Here is a 22,120-nt window from a genome sequence, read left to right as displayed (position 1 = left end):
AGCAAATGTCCCATTGACAGAACAATAGAAGTGCTCAACCATCGCGGGCATGTCGCAGATGCCCTTGCCGAAGTACCACCAGATCTATCTGGTGCTGCGCGAGCAACTCGAAGAAGGGCGCTTCGCCGACGGCCTGCCCGGTGAACTGGCCCTGATGGAGCAGTTCGGCGTCGCCCGTGTCACGGTGCGGCGGGCCCTTGGCCAGTTGTCGTCCGAGGGTCTGATCTCGCGCAACCCCGGCCGGCGCACGCGTCCGGTGCCGCCGGCGGCGAGCGGCGAGCCCCGTGCGGCCGACGGCATGGCGCGCGCCAACCTGCGCGGCCTGCTCGAGAACCTGGTCACGATGGGCCTGCACACCTCGGTCAAGGTGATCGACGTGGCGACCATCTCGGCTTCGACCCAGGTCGCCGACGCCCTGCAGCTCCAGCTCGGCGACGCGGTGCAGAAGGCGGTGCGCGTGCGTTCGACGCGCGAGGGGCCGCTGTCGCACATCACGACCTACGTGCCGAACGACATCGCGCGCAAGTTCGGCCGCCGCGAACTGGCCAGGAAACCGATCCTGGTGCTGCTCGAGGAGTCCGGCGTCAAGGTCGGCCGCGCGCACCAGACCATCACGGCGCGGCTGGCCGACAACGTGCTTGCGGAGCACCTCGAAGTCTCGGTCGGCTCGGCCCTGCTGGCCGTGCGCCGCCTCATCTACGACGAAGCCGAGCGCCCGGTGCAGTGGCTGCACGGCTTCTACCGGCCCGATCGCTACACCTACGAGATGCAACTGTCGCGCGTCGGCAGCATCGACGCCAAGGTGTGGGTCAGCAAAGACGTGTCAGCCCAGTTCAACTGAAGAAAAAGGAAAGCACCATGCCCCATCGCTTCGATCGCCCGGACCGCCGCCGCTTCATGTCGCAGTCCGCCGCCGTGGCCTCCGCCATCGCCTTCCCGCTGGTGGCCGGCGCCCAGCCCAAGCCGATCAAGGTCGGGGTGCTGCACCCCGTGACCGGCGCTCTCGCCTATTCGGGCCAGCAGTGCCGGCTCGGTGCGCTGATGGCGATCGAGGACATCAACAAGGCCGGCGGCATCAAGTCGCTGGGCGGCGCCAAGATCGAGGCATTGCTTGGCGACGCCCAATCGCAGCCCCAGGCCGGCGCCGCCGAGGTCGAGAAGATGAACGAGGCCGGCGTCTCGGCCATCGTCGGCGCCTTCGCGTCGGCGATCTGCCTGGCCACCACGCAGGCCGCGGCCAAGTACAACCTGCCGCACGTGGTCGATGTCGGCGTGGCCGACCAGATCGTCGAGCGCGGCCTCAAGAACACCTTCCGCTTCGGCCCCGGCTACAAGAAGTCGACCGAGGTCGCGATGGCCAACCTGCTGGTGCTCAACAAGGCCGCGGGCAGTCCGGCCAAGACGGTGATGATCATCCACGAGGACTCGCTGTTCGGCTCCGGCACGGCGGCGCTGCTGTCGCGCGAGCTGCCGGGCTACGGCTTCGAGGTGAAGGAGGTCGTGAAGCACGCCAACCCGACGCGCGACTTCAACAACATCGTGCTGCGCATGAAGTCGATCAACCCCGACATCGTGATCCCGGCCAACTACTACAACGAGTACGCGCTGCTGGTGCGCACCATGCAGCAGCAGAAAGTGCAGCCGAAGGCGATCTTCTCGGTGCTCGGCGGTGCGGCGTCGAGCTACAAGTTCGTCAAGGAGTTTCCGGACGCGGCCAACGGCATCATCGACTGCAACCACTGGTTCAACCCGAAGGACAAGCGCTCGGCCGAGCTGCGCAAGCGGGTCGAGGCCCAGGGCCAGTTCTTCAGCTACGAGGTCTTCATGACCTATACCGCGATGACGCTGCTGGCCGACGCGCTGGAGCGCGCCAAGTCGAGCGATCGCGCAGCCATCATCGACGCGCTGGAGAAGAGCACCTTCTCGAACCACATCATGCCGTACGGCCCGACGAAGTTCGTCAACGGCCAGAACGAGGGCGCGCAGCCGCTGATGACGCAGGTCGTGAAGAACGACATCAAGGTGATCATCCCGCGCGAGTTCCGCGAGGTCGAACCCATGTTCCCCTTGAACGCCTAGAGATGGAGCTCGCCCCCAGGTTGCCCGGCACTTCGTGTCCGGGCGCCCACCCCCTACCGGGGGCAACACCGTCGGCCCGGCAAAGCCGGTTCCGAGGTGTTTCACCAACGGGCCTGGCTGCGCCGGCCGGCTTTTAGACAAGGCACATGTTCGACTCCAGCATCCTTTTCTCGTCGGTCCTGAACGGCCTGACGACCGGCGCGGTCTATGCCCTGATCGCGCTCGGCCTCACCTTGATCTACGGCGTGCTGCACATCATCAACTTCGCGCATGGCGCCTCGCTGATGCTGGCCCTCTACGCGGTGTACTTCCTCAAGGAGCGCTGGGGCATCGACCCCTACCTGGCGCTGCCGATCGTCATCCCCGGCATGTTCGCGCTCGGCTACGGGCTGCAGCGCCTGGTCATCAACCGCGCCGGCCACGGCAAGGACGAGAACATCCTGCTGGTCACGCTCGGCATCGCGATCGTGATGGAGAACCTGGCGCTGCTGTTCTTCAAGTCGGACACCCGCAACATCGACACCGCCTACGCGCTCAGCACGGTCGCCATCGGGCCGGCAATGATCGCGGTGCCCAAGCTGGTGGCCTTCGCCGGGGCGCTGGTGGTGTCGGCACTGCTGTTCTGGGTCATGGGGCGCACCGACCTGGGCCGCGCGATCCGCGCGGTCGCCAAGGAGAAGGAGGGCGCCAAGCTGATGGGCATCGATGTCGACCATGTCTATGCGATGAGCTTCGGCATCGGCCTGGCATGCCTCGGCGCCGCCGCCTGCTTCCTGCTGCCGGCCTACTACGTCAACCCGCAGGTGGGAGGCGGCTTCGTGCTGGTGGCCTTCACGATCGTGGTGCTGGGCGGCATGGGCAGCTTCGTCGGCGCGCTGATCGGCGGCTTCCTGGTCGGCATCGTCGAATCGCTCGGCGGCCTCTACCTGGGCGAATCGCTCGGGCAGATCGGCATCTTCGCGATCTTCATCGGGGTCGTGCTGTTTCGCCCGCAGGGCATGTTCGGAGCGAAGGCATGAGCGCCGCCCGGCCGCCCGAAGGCGCTCGCACCGCAGTGCGCAGCACGGAGGTTTCCCAATGAGCGGTCCTCGTCAACTGGCGGGCATCGCGCTGTTCGCCGCGGCCGTGGCCTGCGTGCCGCTGGTCACAGCGTCGGGCGCGACGCTCAACTTCGTGATGATGGCGCTCTACGCCACCTTGATCGCGCAGGCATGGAACATCCTCGGCGGCTTCGGCGGCCAGTTCTCCTTCGGCCATGCGCTGTTCTTCGGCAGCGGCGCCTACATCCAGGCGATCGCGCAGCTGCAGGGCGGCCTCAACGCCTGGGTCGCGCTCGGGTTGGCGGTGATCGGTGCCGCGGTGGTCGGCCTGTTCATCGGCGGCTTGAGCTTTCGCTACGGGCTCAAGGGCTCCTACTTCGCGCTGGTCACCCTGGCCTTCGCGGAGGTGTTTCGCATCGTCGCGCTCTCGGTGCCCTTCACCGGCGGCGGCGTCGGCCTGATGCTGCCCCTGCGAGAGGCGCCGTCGAACCTGCAGTTCGCCACCCGCGCCGGCTACCTGTGGGTGGTGCTGGCCTTCGTGGTCGCGGCGCTGCTGGTGACCTGGTGGCTGCGCAACGGGCGCTTCGGTGCCTGGCTGCAGGCGGTGCGCGACAACGAGGACGCGGCGCGCGCGGTGGGCGTGAATCCGTTCCGTGTCAAGCTCGGCGCGATCGGCATCTCGGCCGCCTTCATGGGCGCCGCCGGCGCCTTCTACGTGCAGGTGTTCCAGTACATCGACCCGGGCATCGCCTATGGCTCGTCGACCTCGGTCGAGGCGCTGGTGGGGGCCATCGTCGGCGGCGTAGGCACCCTTTGGGGGCCGGTGCTGGGTGCGGTGGTGCTGCATCTGCTGGCCGACCTGACGCGCAACCTGTTCGGCGAGCTGCCGGGCATCAACATGGTGATCTACGGCACGGTGCTGGTGCTGATCGTGATCTTCCTGCCGCGCGGCATCGCCGGCCTGGGGCTCTCGGTGCGGCAGCTCTGGGCGTCCGCGAAGGGAGGTCCCCGTGGCTGAACCGCTGCTGGTGCTGAATGACATCTCCCGTTCCTTCGGTGGCCTGAAGGCGGTGCAGGGCGTCAGCCTGTCCGTCGCCGAAGGCAGCCTGAGCGCGCTGATCGGGCCCAACGGCGCCGGCAAGACCACGCTGTTCGCGCTGATGTCGGGCTTCCTCAAGCCGGACACCGGCACGGTGCGCTTCGCGGGCCAGGACATCACGGGCCGCGAGCCTCACCGCAATGCCCTGCTCGGCATGACGCGGACCTTCCAGATCGTCAAGCCTTTCGCGGCGCAGACCGTGCGCGAGAACATCGCGGTCGGCGTCCACCTGCATGAGCGCAGCCGTGGGGCGGCATTGCGGCGCGCGGACGTGGTGGCGCAGCGCGTGGGCCTGGCGGCACAGCTCGACAAGCCGGCCTCCGACCTCACGGTCGCCGGCCGCAAGCGGCTCGAGCTGGCACGCGCGCTGGCGACCGAGCCGCGCCTGCTGCTGCTCGACGAAGTGCTGGCCGGCCTGAACCCGCAGGAGATCGCCGAGATGATGCCGGTGGTGCGCGGCATCGCCGATGGTGGCGTGACCGTGCTGATGATCGAACACGTGATGCAGGCCGTGATGAACCTGGCCGAGCATGTGTGGGTGCTGGCGCAGGGCCAGCTGATCGCCGAAGGCAGTCCGTCCGAGGTGACGTCGAACGACAAGGTGGTCGAGGCCTACCTGGGCCATGGCACCGCGGCGCGGCTGCGCAAGGCGGCTGCGGCGAAGGGGGTGAAGGCATGAGCCCCCGCCCGGCCGCTCCGAAGGGGGCTCGCACCGCAGCGCGAAGCGCGGAGGTTACCCAATGACCGCGCTGCTGGACATCAAGGGCTTGCGCGGCGGTTACGGCCGGGTCGAGGTGCTGCGCGGCGTCGACCTGCAGGTGAATGCCGGCGAGATGGTCGCGCTGCTCGGCAGCAATGGCGCCGGCAAGTCGACCTTGAACAAGATGGTCTGCGGCCTGTGCCCGGCCTGGAGCGGCAGCGTGCGCTTCGATGGCCAGGACCTGAGCGGCGCCCACTACCGCGAGGTCGTCAAGGCCGGCCTGATCCAGGTGCCCGAGGGCCGCAAGGTGTTCCCGAACCTCAGCGTGCTGGAGAACCTCGAGCTGGGCTCGTTCACGCGGGCCCGCGAACGCCGGGCCAGCAACCTGGAGAAGGTGTTCGGCATCTTCCCGCGGCTGCGCGAGCGCATCCGGCAGAACGCCGGCACCATGAGCGGCGGCGAGCAGCAGATGCTGGCCATCGGCCGCGGCCTCATGGCCGAGCCGGTGCTGCTGATCCTCGACGAGCCCTCGCTGGGCCTGTCGCCGCTGCTGGTCGAGGAGATGTTCACGCTGATCCGGCGGCTGCGCGACGACGGCCTCGCGGTGCTGCTGGTCGAGCAGAACGTCGGCCAGTCGCTGGAGATCGCCGACCGCGCCTACGTGCTGGAGAACGGCAGCGTGCGCTTCTCGGGCGCGCCGGACGAACTGCTCGGCAGCGACGAACTGCGCCGCGCCTATCTCGGGCTCTGAGCCTGGGACCCCACAAGGAAAGACAATGAAACGCAGAGACATCCTCATCGCCTCCATGACGGCGCTGGCCGGCACCGCCCGGGCCCAGATCGGCAACACGCCGATCCGCCTGCTGGTCGGCGCGCCGGCCGGCGGTTCGACCGACACCATCGCCCGCACCCTGGCGGCCGGCATGGGCCCGGTGCTGGGCCGCACCGTGATCGTCGAGAACCGGCCTGGCGCCGGCGGCAACATCGCCGCCGAGGTCGTCGCCAAGGCCCCGCCCGACGGCAATACGCTGCTGCTGAGCTTCACCAGCCATGCGATCAATGCGACGCTCTATCCCACGCTGCCCTTCGATCCGGTCAAGGACTTCACGGCCCTGAGCTGCATCGCCACGTCGCCGTCGATCCTGGTCGCCCATCCGTCGGTGCCGGCCGACAACGTGCGCGAGCTGATCGCGCTGGCCAAGGCCAAGCCGGGCCAGCTGAACTTCGCCATCGGCGCGCTGGGCTCGTCGCTGCACATGGCGGGCGAGGCCTTCAAGATGCAGTCGGGCGTCTACATCGTGAACATCCCGTACCGGGGCACCGCGCCGGCCGTGCAGGACGTGCTCGCGGGCCAGGTGCAGCTGATGTTCGCGGCGGTCGGCAACGTGCAGCAGCACATCAAGGCCGGCAAGCTGAAGGCATTGGGCGTGACTTCGGCCAAGCGCCTGCCCGAGTTTCCCGACCTTCCGGCCATCGCCGAGACCTTGCCCGGCTACGAATCGAGCGCCTGGTTCGGGTTGTTCGGGCCGGCGCGCATGACGCCTGAAACCACGCGCCGCCTGGCGGATGCCGCGCGGCAGGCGATCGCCGAGCCGGCGATGCGCAAGCGCTTCGACAGCGAGGGCGTGATCGCGGTCGGCAATACGCCCGAGCAGTTCGGCCCCTTCGTCCAGAGCGAGATCAAGCGCTGGGCCCAGGTGGTCAAGTATTCAGGCGCGAGGCCCGAATGACCGCGCCGGCCGTCACCCTCAAGCCGGCGCCGCAGACGCTGGCGCAGAAGCTCATCGCCCGTGCCTGCGGCCGCGCGGCGGTCGCCGTCGGCGAGATCGTGACCTGCGCGGTCGACCTGGCGATGTTCCACGACTCCTCGGGGCCGCGCCGGCTGCAGCCGATGCTGGAGGAACTCGGGGCGCAGATCTGGGACCGCTCGCGCATCGTGCTGGTGATGGACCACTACGTGCCCGAGCGCGACGACGATTCGCGCCGCATCGTGCGCATCGCCCGCGACTGGGCCCGCGACCAGCGGCTGCCGCATGTCTACGACAGCCAGGGCATCTGCCACGTGGTGGTGCCGCAGCACGGCCATATCCGTCCCGGCATGCTGTGCGTGGGAGGCGATTCGCATTCGCCCACCGGCGGCGCCTTCGGTGCCTACATGTTCGGCATCGGCAGCACCGAGATGCTCGGCGTGGTGGTCAGCGGCGAGATCTGGCTGCGCGTGCCCGAGACGATCCAGATGTGGTGGGACGGCCGGCTGCCCGCGGGCGTCACGGCCAAGGACATGATGCTTCACATGCTGGCGCGCTTCGGCATGAACGGCGGGCGCTACCAGGCGGTCGAGTTCTGCGGGCCGGCGGTTGCGGCACTGTCGATGCAGGAGCGCATGACGCTGTCGAACATGAGCGCCGAACTCGGTGGTCAGGTGGGACTGATCGCGCCCGATGCGACCACCTCGGCCTTCCTTGCCGAAGCCGGCGCGCCGGCGATCGACACGGCGCCGTGGTTCACCGACGAAGGCGCCGAGCTGACGCGCCATCGCTTCGACGCTTCGGCGCTCGAACCCTATGTGGCGGCGCCGCACAGCCCGGCCAACGCGCACGGCGTGAGCCACTACCTCGGCACGCCGATCGACGTCGCCTATGTCGGCGCCTGCACCGGCGCAAAGCTCGAGGACCTGCGGGCCGCGGCCCAGGTGCTGCGTGGCCACAAGGTGGCGGCCGGCGTGCGCCTGATCGTCGCGCCGGCCAGCCTGCAGGACCAACAGCGGGCGCGCGACGAGGGCGTGCTGCAGTCCCTGCTCGACGCCGGCGCCGAGCTCTTTCCCACCGCCTGCGGCGCCTGCTCGGGCTACGGCGACCCGATGGGCGACGACATCACCGTGATCTCGACCACGGCGCGCAACTTCAAGGGCCGCATGGGTTCGCCCACGGCGCAGGTCTACCTGGGCTCGCCGTACACCGTGGCTGCGGCGGCGCTGCGCGGCTGCGTCACCGACCCGCGCGAGGTGCTGGCATGACGGCGCACCGCGTCTGGCGCCTCGGCGCCGATGTCGACACCGACGCATTGGCGCCGGGCCATGCGATGAAGCACGGCATCGACGTCATCGCCCGCCATTGCCTCGAAGCCGTGCGGCCCGAGTTCGCCCGCGAGGTGCGGTCCGGCGACCTGATCGTGGCCGGGCCGAATTTCGGCATCGGCTCGTCGCGCGAGCAGGCGGCCGCGGTGCTGGTGCACCTGGGCGTGGCGGCGGTGATCGCGCCTTCTTACGGCGGGCTCTATTTCCGCAATGCCTTCAACCTCGGCCTGCTGCTGCTGACCTGCCCCCAGGCCGAGACGCTGCAGGACGGCGATCGCGTCGAACTGGACCCGGCGCGCCCCTCGGTGGTGGCGCCCGATGGCCGGCTGCTGGCCTGCGAGCCGGTGCCCGGATTCCTGATGGACATGGTCCGCGCAGGCGGCCTCATGAAGCAGCTGCGGCAACGCTTCGGCAAAGAAAGATCCCAACCATGAACGACTCCCCCCCGACCCCGATGGACCCGGTCACGCTCGCGGTGCTGCGCGGCCGCCTCGAACAGGTGGCCGACGAGATGGATGCGACGCTCTACCGCAGCGCCTTCAATCCGATCATTGCCGAGGCCCACGATGCCTGCCACGGCCTCTATGACGCCGACAGCGGCGACACGCTGGTGCAGGGCAAGTCGGGCCTGCCGGTGTTCGTCGGCGCGATGGCCTTCGCGGTGCGCGCGACCGCCGCCGCCGCGGCGCCGCGCGGCGGCATGAAAGCTGGCGACATCTGGATCAGCAACGACCCCTACGACGGCGGCACGCACGCCAACGACTTCAAGCTGGTGCGGCCCTTCTTCCGCGACGGCCGGCTCTATTGCTACATGGCCTCGGCCGCCCACTGGCACGATGTCGGCGGCGCGGTGCCAGGCAACTACAACCCGGCCGCCACCGAGTGCTGGCAGGAGGCGGTCCAGATCCCGCCGGTGCGCATCGTGCGCGACGGCGTGCTCGACCAGGACGTGCTGGCGATCCTGCGCGCCAACACGCGGCTGCCCGAAAGCCTCTGGGGCGACCTCAACGGCCAGCTCGCCGCGCTCGAACTCGGCGCCAGGCGATTGCACGGCCTGCTCGACGAGTACGGCGACGCGCCGGTGCTGCAGGCCATGGGCGAGCTGCGCAGCCGCGCGCTGCGCCTGATGCGCTCGCACATCGCGTCGCTGCCCGACGGCCGCTACAGCTTCGAGGACGTGCTCGACAACGACGGCATCGTCAACGAGCCGCTCACCATCGCGCTCGACATGACGGTGGCCGGCGACCGGCTGCTGCTCGACTTCTCGCGCACCTCGCCGCAGTGCGCGGGGCCGGTGAACATCTCGCGCGCGACAGCGATCGCGGCCTGCTACGTGGCGCTGAAGCACCTGTTCCCGGACGTGCCGGCGAACGCCGGCGTGCTCGATGCGGTGGACTTCGTCCTGCCCGACCGCCTCGTGATCAGCGCCGAGCGGCCGCGGCCGGTCGGCGGCTACACCGAGACCATCCTGCGCATGATCGACGTGATCTTCAGCGCCGCCGCCCAGGCCGACCCGACGCGCGCGGTGGCGCAGGCCTACGGCACCATCAACGCGCTGTCGATCGCGGGCCACCGCAGCGACGCCGGGCGCGAGGGCCAGCGCTGGGTGATGTTCAGCTTCTTCGGCGGCGGGCATGGTGGCCATGCCGGCGGCGACGGGCTTTCGCACGGCAACGCGCCGATCTCCACCGCCACCATCCCGCCGCTCGAAATCCTCGAGGCGGCCTACCCGGTGCGCTTCACCGAATGGTCGCTGCGAGCCGATTCGGGCGGCGATGGCCGCCATCGCGGCGGCCTCGGCGCGGTCTACGAGATCGAGCTGCTGGAGCAGGGGGCCGAAGCCTTCGTCTTCGGCGAGCGCGGCACCTCGCCGCCCAAGGGCATCGCGGGCGGCGGTGCCGGCGCGCTGAACGTCTTCCGCTACGAGAACGACGGCGCCTGGCACGAGCCGCCGATGGTGTCGAAGATGCGTGGCATCCAGCTCGTTCGCGGCCAGCGCGTGCGCCTCGAAACCCCCGGCGGCGGCGGCTGGGGCAGCGCCGCCGAGCGTGCGCCCGAGCAGCGCGAGCGCGACCTGGCCATGGGCTATGTCAGCGCCGCCGCCGATGAAACCAAGAAAGCTTCCGAATGACTTCCCCAAGCCAATCCCTGGTCGTCGGCGTCGATGTCGGCGGCACCTTCACCGACCTGTTCGTGCTCGACGAGTCGAGCGGCACGGCGCGCATCGTCAAGGTGCCGTCGACCCGCGGCGAGGAAGCCCGCGGCTTCATGAACGGCGTGGCCCGCGTGGCCGACTCGGCCGCCGCCATCGCCACCATCGTGCACGGCACCACGGTCGGCACCAATGCGCTGCTCGAACGCAAGGTGGCGCGCACCGGCATCATCACCACGCGGGGCTTTCGCGACGTGCTCGAGATGCGCCGGCGCGACCGGCCCCAGACCTGGGGCCTGCGCGGCAGCTTCGTGCCGGTGGTGCCGCGCGACCTGCGGCGCGAGGTCGACGAGCGCGTGCTGGCCGACGGCACGCTCCATACGCCGGTCGACCTCGACCAGGTCCGCGCCGAAGCCCGCGCGCTGCTGCAGGCCGGCTGCGAGGCGGTGTGCGTGTTCTTCATCAATACCTACGCCAATCCTGAGAACGAGCGGCTGGCGGTCGCGGCGGTGCGCGAACTGTGGCCCAACGCCCATGTCACCTCGGCCTGCGAAGTGCTGCCCGAGATCCGCGAATTCGAGCGCTGCTCGACCGCCACGCTCAACGCGGCGCTGCAGCCGGTGGTTGGCAGCTACCTCGAGCGGCTCGAGTCGGACCTGCGCGGCCAGGGCTTCGACGGCGAACTGCTGGTGGTGCAGAGCAACGGCGGCGTGATGTCGCGCCAGACCGCCAGCGACCTGCCCGTGCGCACCGCGCTGTCGGGCCCGGCGGCCGGCGTGATCGCCTGCGCGGCGATCGCCCGGGCGGCGGGCTTCCCGAATGCGATCACTGGCGACATGGGCGGCACCTCCTTCGACGTTTCGCTGGTCGCCAACGGCGAGGCGGCGCTGGCGGCGCAGACCGCGATCGAGTTCGGCATGGTGATCCGCTCGCCGATGATCCAGATCGAGACCATCGGCGCCGGCGGCGGCTCGATCGCCTCGGTCGACGCCAGCGGCATGCTGCAGGTCGGTCCCGAATCGGCCGGCAGCATCCCGGGCCCGGCCTGCTACGGCCGCGGCAACATGCGCCCGACCGTGACCGATGCCAACGTGCTGCTCGGCCGCATCGCCGCCGACCGGCCGCTGGGCGGCGGACTGCTGGCGGCGCTCGATGCGGGCAAGTCCTTCGAGGCGATCGAGACGCATGTCGCGAAGCCGCTCGGTCTCGACGTCCACCAGGCGGCGGAGGCGATCCTCACGGTCGCGAACGCGCGCATGGCCGGCGCGATCCGGCTGGTGTCGATCGAGCGCGGCCACGACCCGCGCCGCTTCGCCTACATGCCCTTCGGCGGCGGCGGGGCGCTGCACGTGTGCGCGATGATGCGAGAGGTCGGCGTCGCCATCGGCATCGTGCCGCGCTACCCCGGCGTGACCTCGGCGCTGGGCTGCGTGATCGCCGACATGCGGCACGACGCGGTGCAGACCCTCAATCGCCCGCTCGACGAACTCGACGTCGCGCAGCTCGCGCGGCGCATCGCCGAGCTGGCGGCGTCCTGCCAGCAACGGCTCGATTCCTCGGGCGTGCGCTTCGACGAAGTGCGCGAGGTGATCGCGCTCGACATGCTCTATGCCGGCCAGACCCACACGCTGCCGGTGGTGCTCACGGCCGCCACCGCGCAGGCGTTGACCCGTGAAGGCATTCGCACGGCCTTCGAGGCCAGCTACAGCGCCGCCTTCGGCCGGGTGCTCGACGGCATCGGCATCCGCGTGATGAACCTGCGCTATGCGCGCATCGGCGTGCGGCCCAAGTTCGACCTCGCCGTGCTGGCGCCCGAAGGCAAGGGCAGCGTCGCGCCGCTGGGCACGCAGCGCGTGTTCCATGCGGGGCAGTGGCACGAGGCGCTGCGCTTCGCGCGGCTGGACTTGCCGGTCGGCGCGCGTGTCGACGGTCCGGCGATCCTCGAGCAGGCCGACACCACCGTCTGGCTCGAGCCCGGCTTTCATGCCGAGGTCGATGCCCATGGCAATCTGCTGGTGAAGCTGTCATGAACGCAGCGCCGGGCCGCCCCAAGCAAGTTCGCGCCCCCTCGGGGGGCAGCGAGGACACGAAGTGCCGAGCGTGGGGGCTGTCATGACCGCGGCGCCGATCCGCGGCGCGACCACGGCGCTGATCGTGATCGACCTGCAGAACGACTTTCTCGATGCCCGCGGTGCCTATGCGCGCGGCGGCGACAGCAACCCGCCCGCGCTGCTGCTGCCCGACCGCGTGGCGGCGGTCGCGCGCGCGCTCAAGACCGTCGGCGGCCTGGTCGCCGCGAGCCAGTTCACGCTGTGGCCCGATGCCGCCGGTGAGCCGATGGTCTCGCCGCACCTGAAGGCGCTGCGCCCGTACCTGCGCAAGGGCGACTTCGCACCGGGCAGCTGGGGCCAGGCCAACGTCGACGCGCTGGCCGGCCTGGTCGACGTGGCGGTCAGCAAGGTCGCCTACTCGGCCTTCTTCAACACCCAGCTCGACTGGGTGCTGCGCCGCGCCGGCATCGACACCGTGGCCGTGTGCGGCATCGTCACCAACGGCGGGGTGGCGAGCACGGTGCGCGATGCGCACATGCGCGACTACCGCACGTTGGTGCTGGCCGACGGCTGCGCGGCTTTTGGCGAGGAGCGGCACCGGACCTCGCTGGCCGACATGGCCAACGTGGCCGAGGTGACGGACTGCGCGGCGTTCGTGCAGGGGCTGGCATGAGCGTCTCGAGCGCGGCACCGGAGCGCCGGGTCCGGCGCGCGTCACGGATCGATGCCGAGATGCAGGTCGGCGTCGCGATCGTCGGCGCCGGTGCCTGCGGGCTCACGGCGGCGCTGATGCTGCACGACGCGGGCGTCGAATGCGTGGTGCTCGAACGCGACGCCATGCCGAGCGGATCGACCGCGCTGTCCTCGGGCTTCATTCCGGCGCCCGGCACGCTCGCCCAGCGCCGGCAGGGCATCGAGGGCGACAGTCCTGCCCGCTTCGCGGCCGACATCCAGGCCAAGGCGCATGGTCGCGCGGCGCCGGCCCTGGTGCCGGCGTACGCGCAAGCCGTCGGTCCGGCACTCGACGCGCTGCAGGCCAGGCATGGCCTCGACTGGATCGTGCTCGATGGATTCCTCTATCCCGGTCACAGCGTCCATCGAATGCATGCGCTGCGGCAGAAGACCGGTGCCGCCCTGATGGCCGGCTTGCAGGCGGCCGTCGAAGCCGCCGGCATCCCGGTGCTGACACAGGCCCTGGTCGACACGTTGTGGCTCGATGAGTCAGACCGAGCGATCGGCGTCGGCTACCGCCGGCCCGACGGCCGCGAGGAAACGCTGGGCTGCGACGCGCTGCTGCTGGCCTGCAACGGCTTCGGCGGCAATGCGGCGATGGTGCGCGCGCTGCTGCCCGAGATGGCCGAGGCCGCCTTCGGTGGCCACGTCGGCAATGACGGCAGCGCCATCCTCTGGGGCGAGGCGATCGGTGCGCGGCTGCGCGACCTCGGCGGCTACCAGGGGCATGGCTCCTGGGTCACGCCGCAGGGCGCGCTGATGTCCTGGGCCGTGATGATGGAAGGCGGCGTGCAGCTCAACCGCGAGGGCCGTCGCTTCCACGACGAGACCCAGGGCTACTCCGAAGCCGCGGTGCATGTGCTGGCGCAGCCGGGCGGCGTCGCCTGGAATGTCTTCGATGCGCCGCTGCTGGAACTGGCGCGCGGCTTTCCCGATTTTTGCGAGGCCGAGGCGGCCGGCGCGCTCAGGCGCTGCGACGGCATGGCCGAGCTGGCGGCCTGCATCGGCTGTGATGCGGCCGCGCTGCAATCGACGCTCGACGGGCTTCGCGCCGGCGCCGTGCAGGCCGATGGCCGTGTGTTCGCGCGTCCACTGGCCGCGCCGTACTTCGCGGTCAAGGTCACGGGTGCGCTGTTCCACACGCAAGGCGGCCTCGACGTCGGGCCCGATATGCGGGTCCTGCGCCAGGACGGCACCCCGCTGCCCAATCTGCTGGCCGCGGGCGGCGCCGCGGGCGGCGTGTCGGGCGATGCGGTCTGGGGCTATCTCTCGGGCAACGGACTTTTGAGCGCGGTCGCCGGCGGCTACATCGCGGCGCACACGGCCGCCGCGCTCTTCGATGAAAGGAAGGCTTCCCATGGCCGATGAGACATTCAAGGCGCGCCTGGCGCGCAACGACATCGTGCTGGCGCCTGGTGTCTACGACGCGCTGAGCGCCCTGGTGGCCGAGCAGGCCGGCTTCGAGGCGCTGTACCTGTCGGGCGCATCGATCGCCTACACGCGGCTCGCGCGCTCCGACGTCGGGCTCACCACTTTCACCGAGGTCGAGGACACGCTGGCGCGCATCACCGAGCGCGTCGGCCTGCCGGTGATCGTCGATGCCGACACCGGCTTCGGCAATGCGCTCAACACGCAGCGGACGGTGCGCGGCTTCGAGCGCGCGGGCGCGGCGATGATCCAGATCGAGGACCAGGGTTTCCCGAAGCGCTGCGGCCACCTCGACGGCAAGACCGTGGTGCCGGTGCGCGAGATGGTGGGCAAGCTCGAGGCCGCGCTCGATGCGCGCGCGTCGGCGCAGACCTTGATCCTCGCGCGCACCGACGCGGTGGCGGTCGAAGGGCTCGATGCCGCGCTCGATCGCGCGCAAGCCTATCTCGAGACCGGCGTCGACGCGCTCTTCATCGAGGCGCTGCGTTCGCCCGCGCAGATGGACGCCGCCTGCCAGCGCTTCGCCCATCGCGTGCCGCTGCTGGCCAACATGGTCGAGGGCGGCAAGACGCCGGTGCAGGACGCGGACGCGCTGCAGGCGCACGGCTTCCGCATCGCGATCTTCCCGGGCGGCACCGCCCGTGCGGTGGTGCACACGCTGCAGGGCTACTACGCAAGCCTGCAGGCGAATCGCACGACGCTGCCCTGGCGCGACCGGATGCTGGATTTCGATGGGCTGAACGAAGTGATCGGGACGCCCGAGTTGATGGCGGCGGGCAAGCGCTACGAGTGAGCGGCGGCACGGCCGGCGCGCTTCGGCCTACACTGGCTGCCCCTTTCAAGCCTGCGCGTTCGACATGCGATCCACCCGTCGTCCCTTCCTCCTTCTTCCGGCCGCGCTTGGCCTTGCCGCCGTCCTGCCGGTCTCGGCCCACGCCGCCGACAGCCGCGACACCCAGCCGATCCGCCTGGTCGTCCCCTTCGGTGCCGGCGGCGTCGCCGACCTCACGGCGCGCGTGGTCGGCAAGGCGATGTCCAGCCAGCTGAACCAACCCGTGATCGTCGACAACCGCCCCGGTGCCGGCGGCGTGGTGGCCGGCACGATGGTGGCCTCGGCGGCGCCCGACGGCCTCACGCTGCTGCTGATGAGCAACGGCACGGCGGTCAGCGAGGGCTTGTTCCAGAAGCTTCCGTTCGACACCCGCAAGGACTTCGCGCCGGTCTCGCTGCTGGGCTATTTCGACATCGCGATCGTGGTGCCCGAGAGGTCGCCGCTGCGCAGCCTGGCCGATCTGGTGGCGGCCGCCAAGGCGCGGCCGGGCGCGCTGAACATCGGCACGGTCAACATCGGCAGCACCCAGCACCTGGCGGCCACCTTGTTCAAGAGCCGGGCCGGCATCGACGCCCAGGTGGTGCCCTTCAACGGCACCCCTGCCGTGGTGACGGCCCTGCGCAGCGGCCAGATCGACGCCGGCGTCGAGATCCTGTCGCCGGTCATGCCGCAGATCACGGGCAAGGCGCTTCGCGTGCTGGCCGTGATGGGCGAGAAGCGCAATCCGGCCTTGCCCGATGTGCCCACGGCGGCCGAGGGCGCCGGGCTCAAGGGCTTCGACGTGCGTTCCTGGAACGCGCTGGCCGCGCCGGCCAAGACGCCGCGCGAGCGCATCGACCGGCTCAACCGCGCCGTCCGCGCGGCGCTGGCGTCGCCCGAGGTCCAGCAGCAGTTGGCGACGCTGAACGTGCAGCCGCGTGCCGGCAGCCCCGAAGAACTGGCGACGCTGCTCGACAGCGAGATCCACCGCTGGAGCGGCGTGATCGCCGCCGCGGGCATCCCACGGCAATAGCTTCCCTGTAGAGGTCGCACATGCAACTCGAACACATCGGAGTCATCGGCTACGGCGAAGTGGGAAAGACCTTCGCTTCGGGCCTCAAGGACAAGCCCGGCGTTCAATCCGTCGGCGCCTGGGACCTGAATTTCATCGACCCTGCTCGCCAGGCGGACGAGCAGGCGCACGCGGCGCGCGCCGGCGCGGTGGCGCAGGCGTCGATGCCCGCCCTGTGCCAGGCCAGCACGCTGGTGATCTCCGCCGTCACGGCGTCGAACACCCTGCGCGTGGCCGAGGAGGCAGCAGTGCACCTGCGCCCGGGCACGCTGTTCCTCGACCTCAATTCGGCCTCGCCGGGCACCAAGCAGCGCTGCGCGGCGCTGGTCGACGCGGCCGGTGCGCACTATGTGGAAGCCGGCGTGATGACCTCGGTGCCGCCCTACGGCATCCGCGTGCCGATGCTGCTCGGCGGCGAGCGGGCGGCGGCTTTGGCCGAGGCGCTCGCCGCCTGGGGGCTGGACACCAAGGCGGTGAGCGAGCGGCTCGGCGTCGCCAGCGCGATCAAGATGAGCCGCAGCGTGATGATCAAGGGCCTCGAGGCGCTGGTCATCGAAAGCTACGCCACGGCGCGCGCCTACGGCGTCGAGGACCATGTGCTGCCGACCCTGCAGGAGACCTTCCCGAGCATCGACTGGAGCCGCCAGGGCGCCTACTTCTTCAGCCGCGTGGTCCAGCACGGCCAGCGCCGGGCCGAGGAGATGCGCGAAGCCGCCAACACGGTGCGCGAAGCCGGCTTCGCGCCGACCATGGCCGCGGCCATCGCCGAGAAGCAGCAGTGGGTGGCCGACCAGGCGAAGGCCGGCGTGTTCGACGGGCTCGACAAGCAGGCGACCTGGCAGGACTACGCCGACCGGCTGCTCGCCCAGCGAAGCAAGGACTGAGGCCCCACGGAGCGGTCCGCCTTGGGGCGGCCCGGCGGCGGACCTTTCAACCCCGTAGCAGCGTCTCGCCGGTCTTGCGGATCAGCTCGAGCGTCGCGTGCTGCGTCAGGGTGGCGCGGCGCAGCGCGCTGACCGCGGTGAACACCGGGATGCGCAGCGGCGGCGACACGATCTCACGCAGCGTGTAGGCCGACGGATTGATCGAGCGGATCACCGCGTTGCGCGACAGGATCGCGAAGCCGGCGCCGTCGGCAACCAGGTCGAGCATCGCCGAGACGCCGTCGATCTCGAGCGCGACCCTCGGCGTGCAGCCGACGCCGGCCATCTCCGATTCGACATACATCCGGATGGCGTTGGGCCGGCTCGGGATCACCAGCGGCAGCCGTGCCACCTCCGCCAGGGTCAGGGGGGCGGGCGGCGGATCTTCCTGCAGGCCGGGCGGCCGGCGCCCGACCAGCATCAGCGCCTGGTCCAGCAGCCGCTGGACGTCCAGTCCGGGCATCGGGCGGGCGTCGTAGAGCACCGCGATGTCCAGCCCGCCATGCAGCAGCTGGTCCTGCATGGCGGTCGAGAGGTTCTCGCTGATCGACAGCTGGGCCTGCGGCATCTGCTCGCGGAAGGCGCGGGTCAGCGGCACGGTCAGCACCCGCGCGATGCTCGGCGGCAGCCCCACGGCCACCCGCCCGGCCAGCGAGCCGCGCACCCGGTCGAGCTCCTCGCGGGCGCGCTCCACCTGGTGCAGGATTCCGCGCCCGTGGGCCAGCAGCACCTGGCCGGCCTCGGTCGGCGTCGCGCCGCGGCCGTTGCGCACCAGCAGGTTCTGCCGCAGCTCGACCTCGAGCAGGCGCACCTGGCGGCTCAGCGCCGGCTGGGCGACCTTGAGCGCCACCGCGGCCCGCGTGAAGCTGCCCAGTTCGGCGACGCGCACGAAATACGCCAGCTGTTTCAGGTCCAAGGGGTCGTCTCCAGGCTCGGACTTGGATGATATGCCGTTTTGTTCTAGCTGCTAGTGGCTTATGGCGGATCGAGTAGGGCCATCCCGCCGCACAATCCGCCGAACGCGCCCGCCAAAGGGCCTGGAGACAAGGCGAAAAGCATGCAGAAGACCGCAATCAAGGGTATTTCGTCGATGGCCACCCGACAGGTGCTGGCCGACCTCGTGGCCGCCTTCGAGGGCCGCTCGGGTGCTTCGGTGTCGATCGAATCGGTCGGCGGCGTCGATGCCGCCAAGCGGGTGCAGGCGGGCGAGGCCTTCGACCTCGTCATCCTGGCCTCCGACGCGATCGACAAGCTGATCGCCGCCGGCCGCGTCGATGCCGCCAGCAAGACCGACCTGGTGCGCTCCGGCGTCGCGGTGGCCGTCAAGGCCGGCGCGCCGCACCCCGACATCGGCTCCGAGCAAGCGCTTCGCAGCGCCGTGCTGGCCGCCCGCAGCCTCAGCTACTCCACCGGCCCGAGCGGCGTCGCGCTGGCCGCGCTGTTCGAGCGCTGGGGCATCGCCGAAGAGATCAAGTCCCGCATCGTCCAGGCCCCGCCGGGCGTGCCGGTCGGCACGCTGGTGGCCCGCGGCGAGGTCGAACTGGGCTTCCAGCAGCTCAGCGAGCTGATCCATGTCCAGGGCATCGACCTGCTCGGCCCGATGCCGGCCGCGATTCAGATCGTCACGACTTTTTCAGGCGGCGTCTGCAGCGGATCGACCCAGGCCGAGACCGCGCGTGCCATGCTGGCCTTCATGGCCTCGCCCGAGGCCGACGCGGCGAAGCGCGCCCAGGGCATGGACCCGGCTCAACGCAACTCGCAGGAAATCTCGGGATCATGAAAAAGCAAGACAACGCGCCGCTCGACGTCCAGGCGTTCTTCAATGCGCAAGGCTTCTCCGGCTACCAGTGGCTGATCTTCGGCCTGTGCTTCCTGGTGGTGCTGCTCGACGGCTTCGACACCGCCGCCATCGGCTACATCGCGCCGTCGCTGATCGGCGAGTGGGGGGTGGCCAAGCCCGCGCTGGCGCCGGTGCTCAGCGCGGCGCTGTTCGGGCTGGCAGCGGGCGCCTTGAGCGCCGGTCCGCTGGCCGACAAGTTCGGCCGCCGCGCCGTGCTGACCGCCTCGGTGCTGGTGTTCGGCCTGGCCAGCCTGGCGTCGAGCTTCTCGGCCAGCCTGGACAGCCTCACCGTGCTGCGCTTCGTGACCGGCCTGGGCCTGGGTGCCGCGATGCCGAATGCCGTGACCTTGACCAGCGAATATTGCCCGGACAAGCGGCGCGCGATGCTGACCAATGCGATGTTCTGCGGCTTTCCGCTGGGCGCGGCCTTCGGCGGCTTCCTGGCCGCCTGGATGATCCCGCACTGGGGCTGGCGCAGCGTGCTGCTGCTGGGCGGTACGGTGCCCGTGGTGCTGGCGCTGCTGATGCTCGTGGCGCTGCCCGAATCGGTGCGCTACATGGTGGCCAGGGGCCAGCCGGCCGAACGCATCCGCCGGGTGCTGGCGCGCATCTCGGCGACCGCCGCCGCGGCGACCTCCTTCGTGCTGACCGAGCGCCAGGCCGCAGGCCCGGTGGCAGGCAGCGGCATGGCGGTGGTGCTGGGGCGCAACCACCGCATCGGTTCGTTCATGCTGTGGCTGGCCTACTTCATGGGGCTGGTCATCTTCTATGCGCTGATCAACTGGATGCCGATCCTGCTGAAGGATGCCGGCATGGATCCCCACAAGGCCGTGCTGGTGTCGGCGCTGTTCCCGCTGGGCGGCGTGGGTGCCGTGTTCTTCGGCTGGCTGATGGACCGTTTCAACGCCAACCGGATCATCGCGGTGGGCTATGCGCTGACGGCCCTGTCGGTCTACCTGATCGGCCAGGCCGTGGGCAACGACGGCCTGCTGGTGGCGATGGTGTTCGTCGCCGGCACCCTCATGAACACGGCGCAGTCGTCGATGCCGGCGCTGGCCGCGGCCTTCTATCCCACGCAGGGGCGGGCCACCGGGGTCGCCTGGATGCTGGGCATCGGCCGCTTCGGCGGGATCGCGGGCTCGTTCCTGGTGGCCGAACTGGCGGCCCGCAGCCTGGGCTTCGACCGCATCTTCACCATCGTGGCCATTCCGGGCCTGATCGCCACCGCGGCGCTCGTCGTCAAGCAGTGGACCCATCCGCAAGCGCCGCGCGAACTGAGTCTGCGCGATGCCGCCGCCGGACCCGCGGCCCATTGATTCCTTCACCGTCATCGACCTTTCAGTCCCAGGAGCACAAGACATGATCATCGACGTCCACGGTCACTACACGACCGCCCCCGCTGCGCTCGGCGCCTGGCGCGACCTGCAGATCGCCAGTCTCAAGGACTCGTCCAAGGCGCCCAAGGCCGCAGATCTCAAGATCAGCGACGACGACATCCGCGAGACCATCGAGAGCAACCAGCTCAAGCTGATGAAGGAGCGCGGCTCCGACCTGACCATCTTCAGCCCGCGCGCCAGCTTCATGGCGCACCACATCGGCGACTTCAACACCTCGTCGACCTGGGCGGCCATCTGCAACGAGCTCTGCTATCGCGTGAGCCAGCTGTTCCCGGACCACTTCATCCCGGCGGCGATGCTGCCGCAGTCGCCCGGCGTCGACCCCAAGACCTGCATCCCCGAGCTGGAGCGCTGCGTCAAGGAATACGGCAACGTCGGCATCAACCTGAACCCGGACCCGAGCGGCGGCCACTGGACCAGCCCGCCGCTGAGCGACCGCCAGTGGTACCCGATCTACGAGAAGATGGTCGAGTACGACATCCCCGCGATGATCCACGTCAGCACCAGCTGCAACCCGGCCTTCCACACCACCGGCTCGCACTACCTCAATGCCGACACCACGGCCTTCATGCAGTGCCTGACTTCGGACCTGTTCAAGGACTTCCCGACCCTGCGCTTCCTGATCCCGCACGGCGGCGGCGCGGTGCCTTACCACTGGGGCCGGTTCCGCGGCCTGGCGCAAGAGCTCAAGAAGCCGCTGCTCGACGAGCACCTGCTCAACAACATCTACTTCGACACCTGCGTCTACCACCAGCCCGGCATCGACCTGCTGAACACGGTGATCCCGGTCAAGAACGTGCTGTTCGCCTCGGAAATGATCGGCGCCGTGCGCGGCATCGATCCGACCACCGGCCACTACTACGACGACACCAAGCGCTACATCGAGTCGAGCAAGATCCTGAGCGACGCCGACCGGTTCCAGATCTACGAAGGCAATGCGCGCCGCGTGTTCCCGCGGCTCGACGCCGCCCTCAAGGCCAAAGGCCTCTGATCCATTTCAAGGAGACATGACCATGTACGAACTCGGAGTCGTCTATCGCAACATCGAGCGCGCCGACCGCGCCACGGCCGACGCCCTGGCCAAGCTCGGCTCGGCCACGGTGCACGAGGCAATGGGCCGCGTGGGCCTGCTCAAGCCCTACATGCGGCCGATCTATCCCGGCGTGCAGGTCTCGGGCACCGCGGTCACTGTGCTGCTGCAGCCCGGCGACAACTGGATGATGCATGTGGCGGCGGAGCAGATCCAGGCCGGCGACATCGTGGTGGCGGCGGTCACGGCCGAATGCACCGACGGCTACTTCGGCGACCTGCTGGCGACCAGCTTCCAGGCCCGCGGCGCCCGCGCGTTGATCATCGACGCCGGCGTGCGCGACGTGAAGACGCTGCAGGAGATGAACTTCCCGGTCTGGAGCCGCGCCATCTCGTCCAAGGGCACCATCAAGGCCACGCTCGGCTCGGTCAACATCCCGGTGGTCTGCGCCGGCATGCTGGTCACGCCCGGCGACGTGATCGTGGCCGACGACGACGGCGTGGTCTGCGTGCCGAAGGCGATGGCCGCCAAGGCGCTCGAAGCGGCCGTGGCACGCGAAGCCAACGAGGGCGCCAAGCGCGAGAAGCTGGCCTCCGGCGTGCTCGGCCTCGACATGTACAAGATGCGCGAGCCCCTCGAGAAGGCCGGCCTGCGCTACATCGACTGATTTCCCTTTCTCTTGATTCCAAC

General features: G+C 70.0%; 21 protein-coding genes. 20 read left to right on the top strand and 1 reads right to left on the bottom strand.

The window, feature by feature from the left end:
* The first annotated feature begins 58 nt into the window (after window positions 1–58).
* From AC1DF3_RS16125 to AC1DF3_RS16050, 16 genes are all read left to right on the top strand, one after another.
* Window positions 59–841, top strand: coding sequence for a GntR family transcriptional regulator (locus tag AC1DF3_RS16125; protein ID WP_478140249.1), 783 nt, complete (start codon window positions 59–61; stop codon window positions 839–841).
* A 17-nt stretch (window positions 842–858) separates the two neighbouring features.
* On the top strand, window positions 859–2,079 hold the full coding sequence (locus tag AC1DF3_RS16120; protein ID WP_286534088.1) for an ABC transporter substrate-binding protein: 1,221 nt from the start codon (window positions 859–861) through the stop codon (window positions 2,077–2,079).
* Window positions 2,080–2,225: 146 nt separating this feature from the next.
* Window positions 2,226–3,098, top strand: a complete 873-nt coding sequence (locus tag AC1DF3_RS16115) for a branched-chain amino acid ABC transporter permease (RefSeq protein ID WP_286534086.1) — start codon at window positions 2,226–2,228, stop codon at window positions 3,096–3,098.
* Window positions 3,099–3,156: 58 nt separating this feature from the next.
* Window positions 3,157–4,137, top strand: a complete 981-nt coding sequence (locus AC1DF3_RS16110; RefSeq protein WP_286534084.1) for a branched-chain amino acid ABC transporter permease — start codon at window positions 3,157–3,159, stop codon at window positions 4,135–4,137.
* Entirely contained in the window at window positions 4,130–4,897 is a 768-nt protein-coding gene (locus AC1DF3_RS16105) for an ABC transporter ATP-binding protein (RefSeq protein WP_478140174.1), read from the top strand. Before AC1DF3_RS16110 ends, AC1DF3_RS16105 begins: the two co-directional genes overlap by 8 nt.
* 61 nt (window positions 4,898–4,958) lie before the next feature.
* A complete protein-coding gene (locus tag AC1DF3_RS16100) occupies window positions 4,959–5,669 on the top strand; it encodes an ABC transporter ATP-binding protein (protein ID WP_286534079.1) in 711 nt (236 codons plus the stop codon).
* A gap of 25 nt (window positions 5,670–5,694) precedes the next feature.
* Complete coding sequence (locus tag AC1DF3_RS16095) at window positions 5,695–6,648, top strand: tripartite tricarboxylate transporter substrate binding protein (protein ID WP_478140173.1); 954 nt, start codon at window positions 5,695–5,697, stop codon at window positions 6,646–6,648.
* The gene (locus AC1DF3_RS16090) at window positions 6,645–7,934 is read left to right on the top strand and encodes a 3-isopropylmalate dehydratase large subunit (protein WP_478140172.1); all 1,290 of its coding nucleotides are present in this window, start codon (window positions 6,645–6,647) and stop codon (window positions 7,932–7,934) included. Before AC1DF3_RS16095 ends, AC1DF3_RS16090 begins: the two co-directional genes overlap by 4 nt.
* The gene (locus AC1DF3_RS16085) at window positions 7,931–8,428 is read left to right on the top strand and encodes a LeuD/DmdB family oxidoreductase small subunit (protein ID WP_478140171.1); all 498 of its coding nucleotides are present in this window, start codon (window positions 7,931–7,933) and stop codon (window positions 8,426–8,428) included. Before AC1DF3_RS16090 ends, AC1DF3_RS16085 begins: the two co-directional genes overlap by 4 nt.
* Window positions 8,425–10,125, top strand: coding sequence for a hydantoinase B/oxoprolinase family protein (locus tag AC1DF3_RS16080; RefSeq protein ID WP_478140170.1), 1,701 nt, complete (start codon window positions 8,425–8,427; stop codon window positions 10,123–10,125). The genes AC1DF3_RS16085 and AC1DF3_RS16080 overlap by 4 nt, the downstream gene beginning before the upstream one ends.
* Window positions 10,122–12,176: a hydantoinase/oxoprolinase family protein gene (locus AC1DF3_RS16075; protein ID WP_478140169.1), complete on the top strand. Its 2,055-nt coding sequence runs from the start codon at window positions 10,122–10,124 to the stop codon at window positions 12,174–12,176. Before AC1DF3_RS16080 ends, AC1DF3_RS16075 begins: the two co-directional genes overlap by 4 nt.
* Before the next feature lie 82 nt (window positions 12,177–12,258).
* The gene (locus AC1DF3_RS16070; RefSeq protein WP_478140168.1) at window positions 12,259–12,870 is read left to right on the top strand and encodes a cysteine hydrolase family protein; all 612 of its coding nucleotides are present in this window, start codon (window positions 12,259–12,261) and stop codon (window positions 12,868–12,870) included.
* Window positions 12,867–14,297 (top strand): FAD-dependent oxidoreductase, encoded by a 1,431-nt coding sequence (locus AC1DF3_RS16065; RefSeq protein WP_478140167.1) that lies wholly within the window; start codon window positions 12,867–12,869, stop codon window positions 14,295–14,297. The genes AC1DF3_RS16070 and AC1DF3_RS16065 overlap by 4 nt, the downstream gene beginning before the upstream one ends.
* Window positions 14,287–15,150: an isocitrate lyase/PEP mutase family protein gene (locus AC1DF3_RS16060; RefSeq protein ID WP_478140166.1), complete on the top strand. Its 864-nt coding sequence runs from the start codon at window positions 14,287–14,289 to the stop codon at window positions 15,148–15,150. The genes AC1DF3_RS16065 and AC1DF3_RS16060 overlap by 11 nt, the downstream gene beginning before the upstream one ends.
* A 64-nt stretch (window positions 15,151–15,214) precedes the next feature.
* Entirely contained in the window at window positions 15,215–16,201 is a 987-nt protein-coding gene (locus AC1DF3_RS16055; protein ID WP_478140165.1) for a Bug family tripartite tricarboxylate transporter substrate binding protein, read from the top strand.
* Between the two features lie 20 nt (window positions 16,202–16,221).
* Window positions 16,222–17,124 carry a DUF1932 domain-containing protein gene (locus AC1DF3_RS16050; protein ID WP_478140164.1) on the top strand — a complete coding sequence of 301 codons (903 nt, stop codon included), beginning with the start codon at window positions 16,222–16,224 and terminating at the stop codon, window positions 17,122–17,124.
* Window positions 17,125–17,170: 46 nt separating this feature from the next.
* On the opposite strand, the gene AC1DF3_RS16045 is transcribed toward AC1DF3_RS16050, so the two are convergent.
* Window positions 17,171–18,079 (bottom strand): LysR substrate-binding domain-containing protein, encoded by a 909-nt coding sequence (locus AC1DF3_RS16045; protein WP_286534067.1) that lies wholly within the window; start codon window positions 18,077–18,079, stop codon window positions 17,171–17,173.
* Window positions 18,080–18,220: 141 nt separating this feature from the next.
* Here AC1DF3_RS16045 and AC1DF3_RS16040 point away from each other — a divergent pair, with 141 nt between their 5' ends.
* The 4 genes from AC1DF3_RS16040 to ligK are packed head-to-tail and all read left to right on the top strand — an operon-like array spanning window position 18,221 to window position 22,097.
* Window positions 18,221–18,943 carry a substrate-binding domain-containing protein gene (locus tag AC1DF3_RS16040; RefSeq protein ID WP_478140163.1) on the top strand — a complete coding sequence of 241 codons (723 nt, stop codon included), beginning with the start codon at window positions 18,221–18,223 and terminating at the stop codon, window positions 18,941–18,943.
* Complete coding sequence (locus AC1DF3_RS16035) at window positions 18,940–20,319, top strand: MFS transporter (RefSeq protein WP_478140162.1); 1,380 nt, start codon at window positions 18,940–18,942, stop codon at window positions 20,317–20,319. Before AC1DF3_RS16040 ends, AC1DF3_RS16035 begins: the two co-directional genes overlap by 4 nt.
* A 43-nt stretch (window positions 20,320–20,362) precedes the next feature.
* On the top strand, window positions 20,363–21,391 hold the full coding sequence (locus AC1DF3_RS16030) for an amidohydrolase family protein (RefSeq protein ID WP_478140161.1): 1,029 nt from the start codon (window positions 20,363–20,365) through the stop codon (window positions 21,389–21,391).
* Window positions 21,392–21,413: 22 nt separating this feature from the next.
* Window positions 21,414–22,097: a 4-carboxy-4-hydroxy-2-oxoadipate aldolase/oxaloacetate decarboxylase gene (gene ligK / locus AC1DF3_RS16025; protein ID WP_478140160.1), complete on the top strand. Its 684-nt coding sequence runs from the start codon at window positions 21,414–21,416 to the stop codon at window positions 22,095–22,097.
* The last annotated feature ends 23 nt before the right edge of the window (window positions 22,098–22,120 follow it).

This window comes from Variovorax sp. 10N432, from assembly GCF_056394465.1.
Note: the sequence above shows the minus strand (reverse complement) of the source record. Positions and strands in the feature narration are given on the sequence as shown.

Bases quoted from the DNA above. Each gene is read 5' to 3' on its own strand.
- AC1DF3_RS16065 (WP_478140167.1), top strand. From the start codon at position 12,867: ATGAGCGTCTCGAGCGCGGCACCGGAGCGCCGGGTCCGGCGCGCGTCA.
- AC1DF3_RS16100 (WP_286534079.1), top strand. From the start codon at position 4,959: ATGACCGCGCTGCTGGACATCAAGGGCTTGCGCGGCGGTTACGGCCGG.
- AC1DF3_RS16085 (WP_478140171.1), top strand. From the start codon at position 7,931: ATGACGGCGCACCGCGTCTGGCGCCTCGGCGCCGATGTCGACACCGAC.
- AC1DF3_RS16030 (WP_478140161.1), top strand. From the start codon at position 20,363: ATGATCATCGACGTCCACGGTCACTACACGACCGCCCCCGCTGCGCTC.
- AC1DF3_RS16125 (WP_478140249.1), top strand. From the start codon at position 59: ATGCCCTTGCCGAAGTACCACCAGATCTATCTGGTGCTGCGCGAGCAA.
- AC1DF3_RS16075 (WP_478140169.1), top strand. From the start codon at position 10,122: ATGACTTCCCCAAGCCAATCCCTGGTCGTCGGCGTCGATGTCGGCGGC.
- AC1DF3_RS16050 (WP_478140164.1), top strand. From the start codon at position 16,222: ATGCAACTCGAACACATCGGAGTCATCGGCTACGGCGAAGTGGGAAAG.
- AC1DF3_RS16080 (WP_478140170.1), top strand. From the start codon at position 8,425: ATGAACGACTCCCCCCCGACCCCGATGGACCCGGTCACGCTCGCGGTG.
- AC1DF3_RS16095 (WP_478140173.1), top strand. From the start codon at position 5,695: ATGAAACGCAGAGACATCCTCATCGCCTCCATGACGGCGCTGGCCGGC.
- AC1DF3_RS16110 (WP_286534084.1), top strand. From the start codon at position 3,157: ATGAGCGGTCCTCGTCAACTGGCGGGCATCGCGCTGTTCGCCGCGGCC.
- AC1DF3_RS16040 (WP_478140163.1), top strand. From the start codon at position 18,221: ATGCAGAAGACCGCAATCAAGGGTATTTCGTCGATGGCCACCCGACAG.
- AC1DF3_RS16070 (WP_478140168.1), top strand. From the start codon at position 12,259: ATGACCGCGGCGCCGATCCGCGGCGCGACCACGGCGCTGATCGTGATC.
- AC1DF3_RS16120 (WP_286534088.1), top strand. From the start codon at position 859: ATGCCCCATCGCTTCGATCGCCCGGACCGCCGCCGCTTCATGTCGCAG.
- ligK (WP_478140160.1), top strand. From the start codon at position 21,414: ATGTACGAACTCGGAGTCGTCTATCGCAACATCGAGCGCGCCGACCGC.
- AC1DF3_RS16115 (WP_286534086.1), top strand. From the start codon at position 2,226: ATGTTCGACTCCAGCATCCTTTTCTCGTCGGTCCTGAACGGCCTGACG.
- AC1DF3_RS16090 (WP_478140172.1), top strand. From the start codon at position 6,645: ATGACCGCGCCGGCCGTCACCCTCAAGCCGGCGCCGCAGACGCTGGCG.
- AC1DF3_RS16055 (WP_478140165.1), top strand. From the start codon at position 15,215: ATGCGATCCACCCGTCGTCCCTTCCTCCTTCTTCCGGCCGCGCTTGGC.
- AC1DF3_RS16035 (WP_478140162.1), top strand. From the start codon at position 18,940: ATGAAAAAGCAAGACAACGCGCCGCTCGACGTCCAGGCGTTCTTCAAT.
- AC1DF3_RS16060 (WP_478140166.1), top strand. From the start codon at position 14,287: ATGGCCGATGAGACATTCAAGGCGCGCCTGGCGCGCAACGACATCGTG.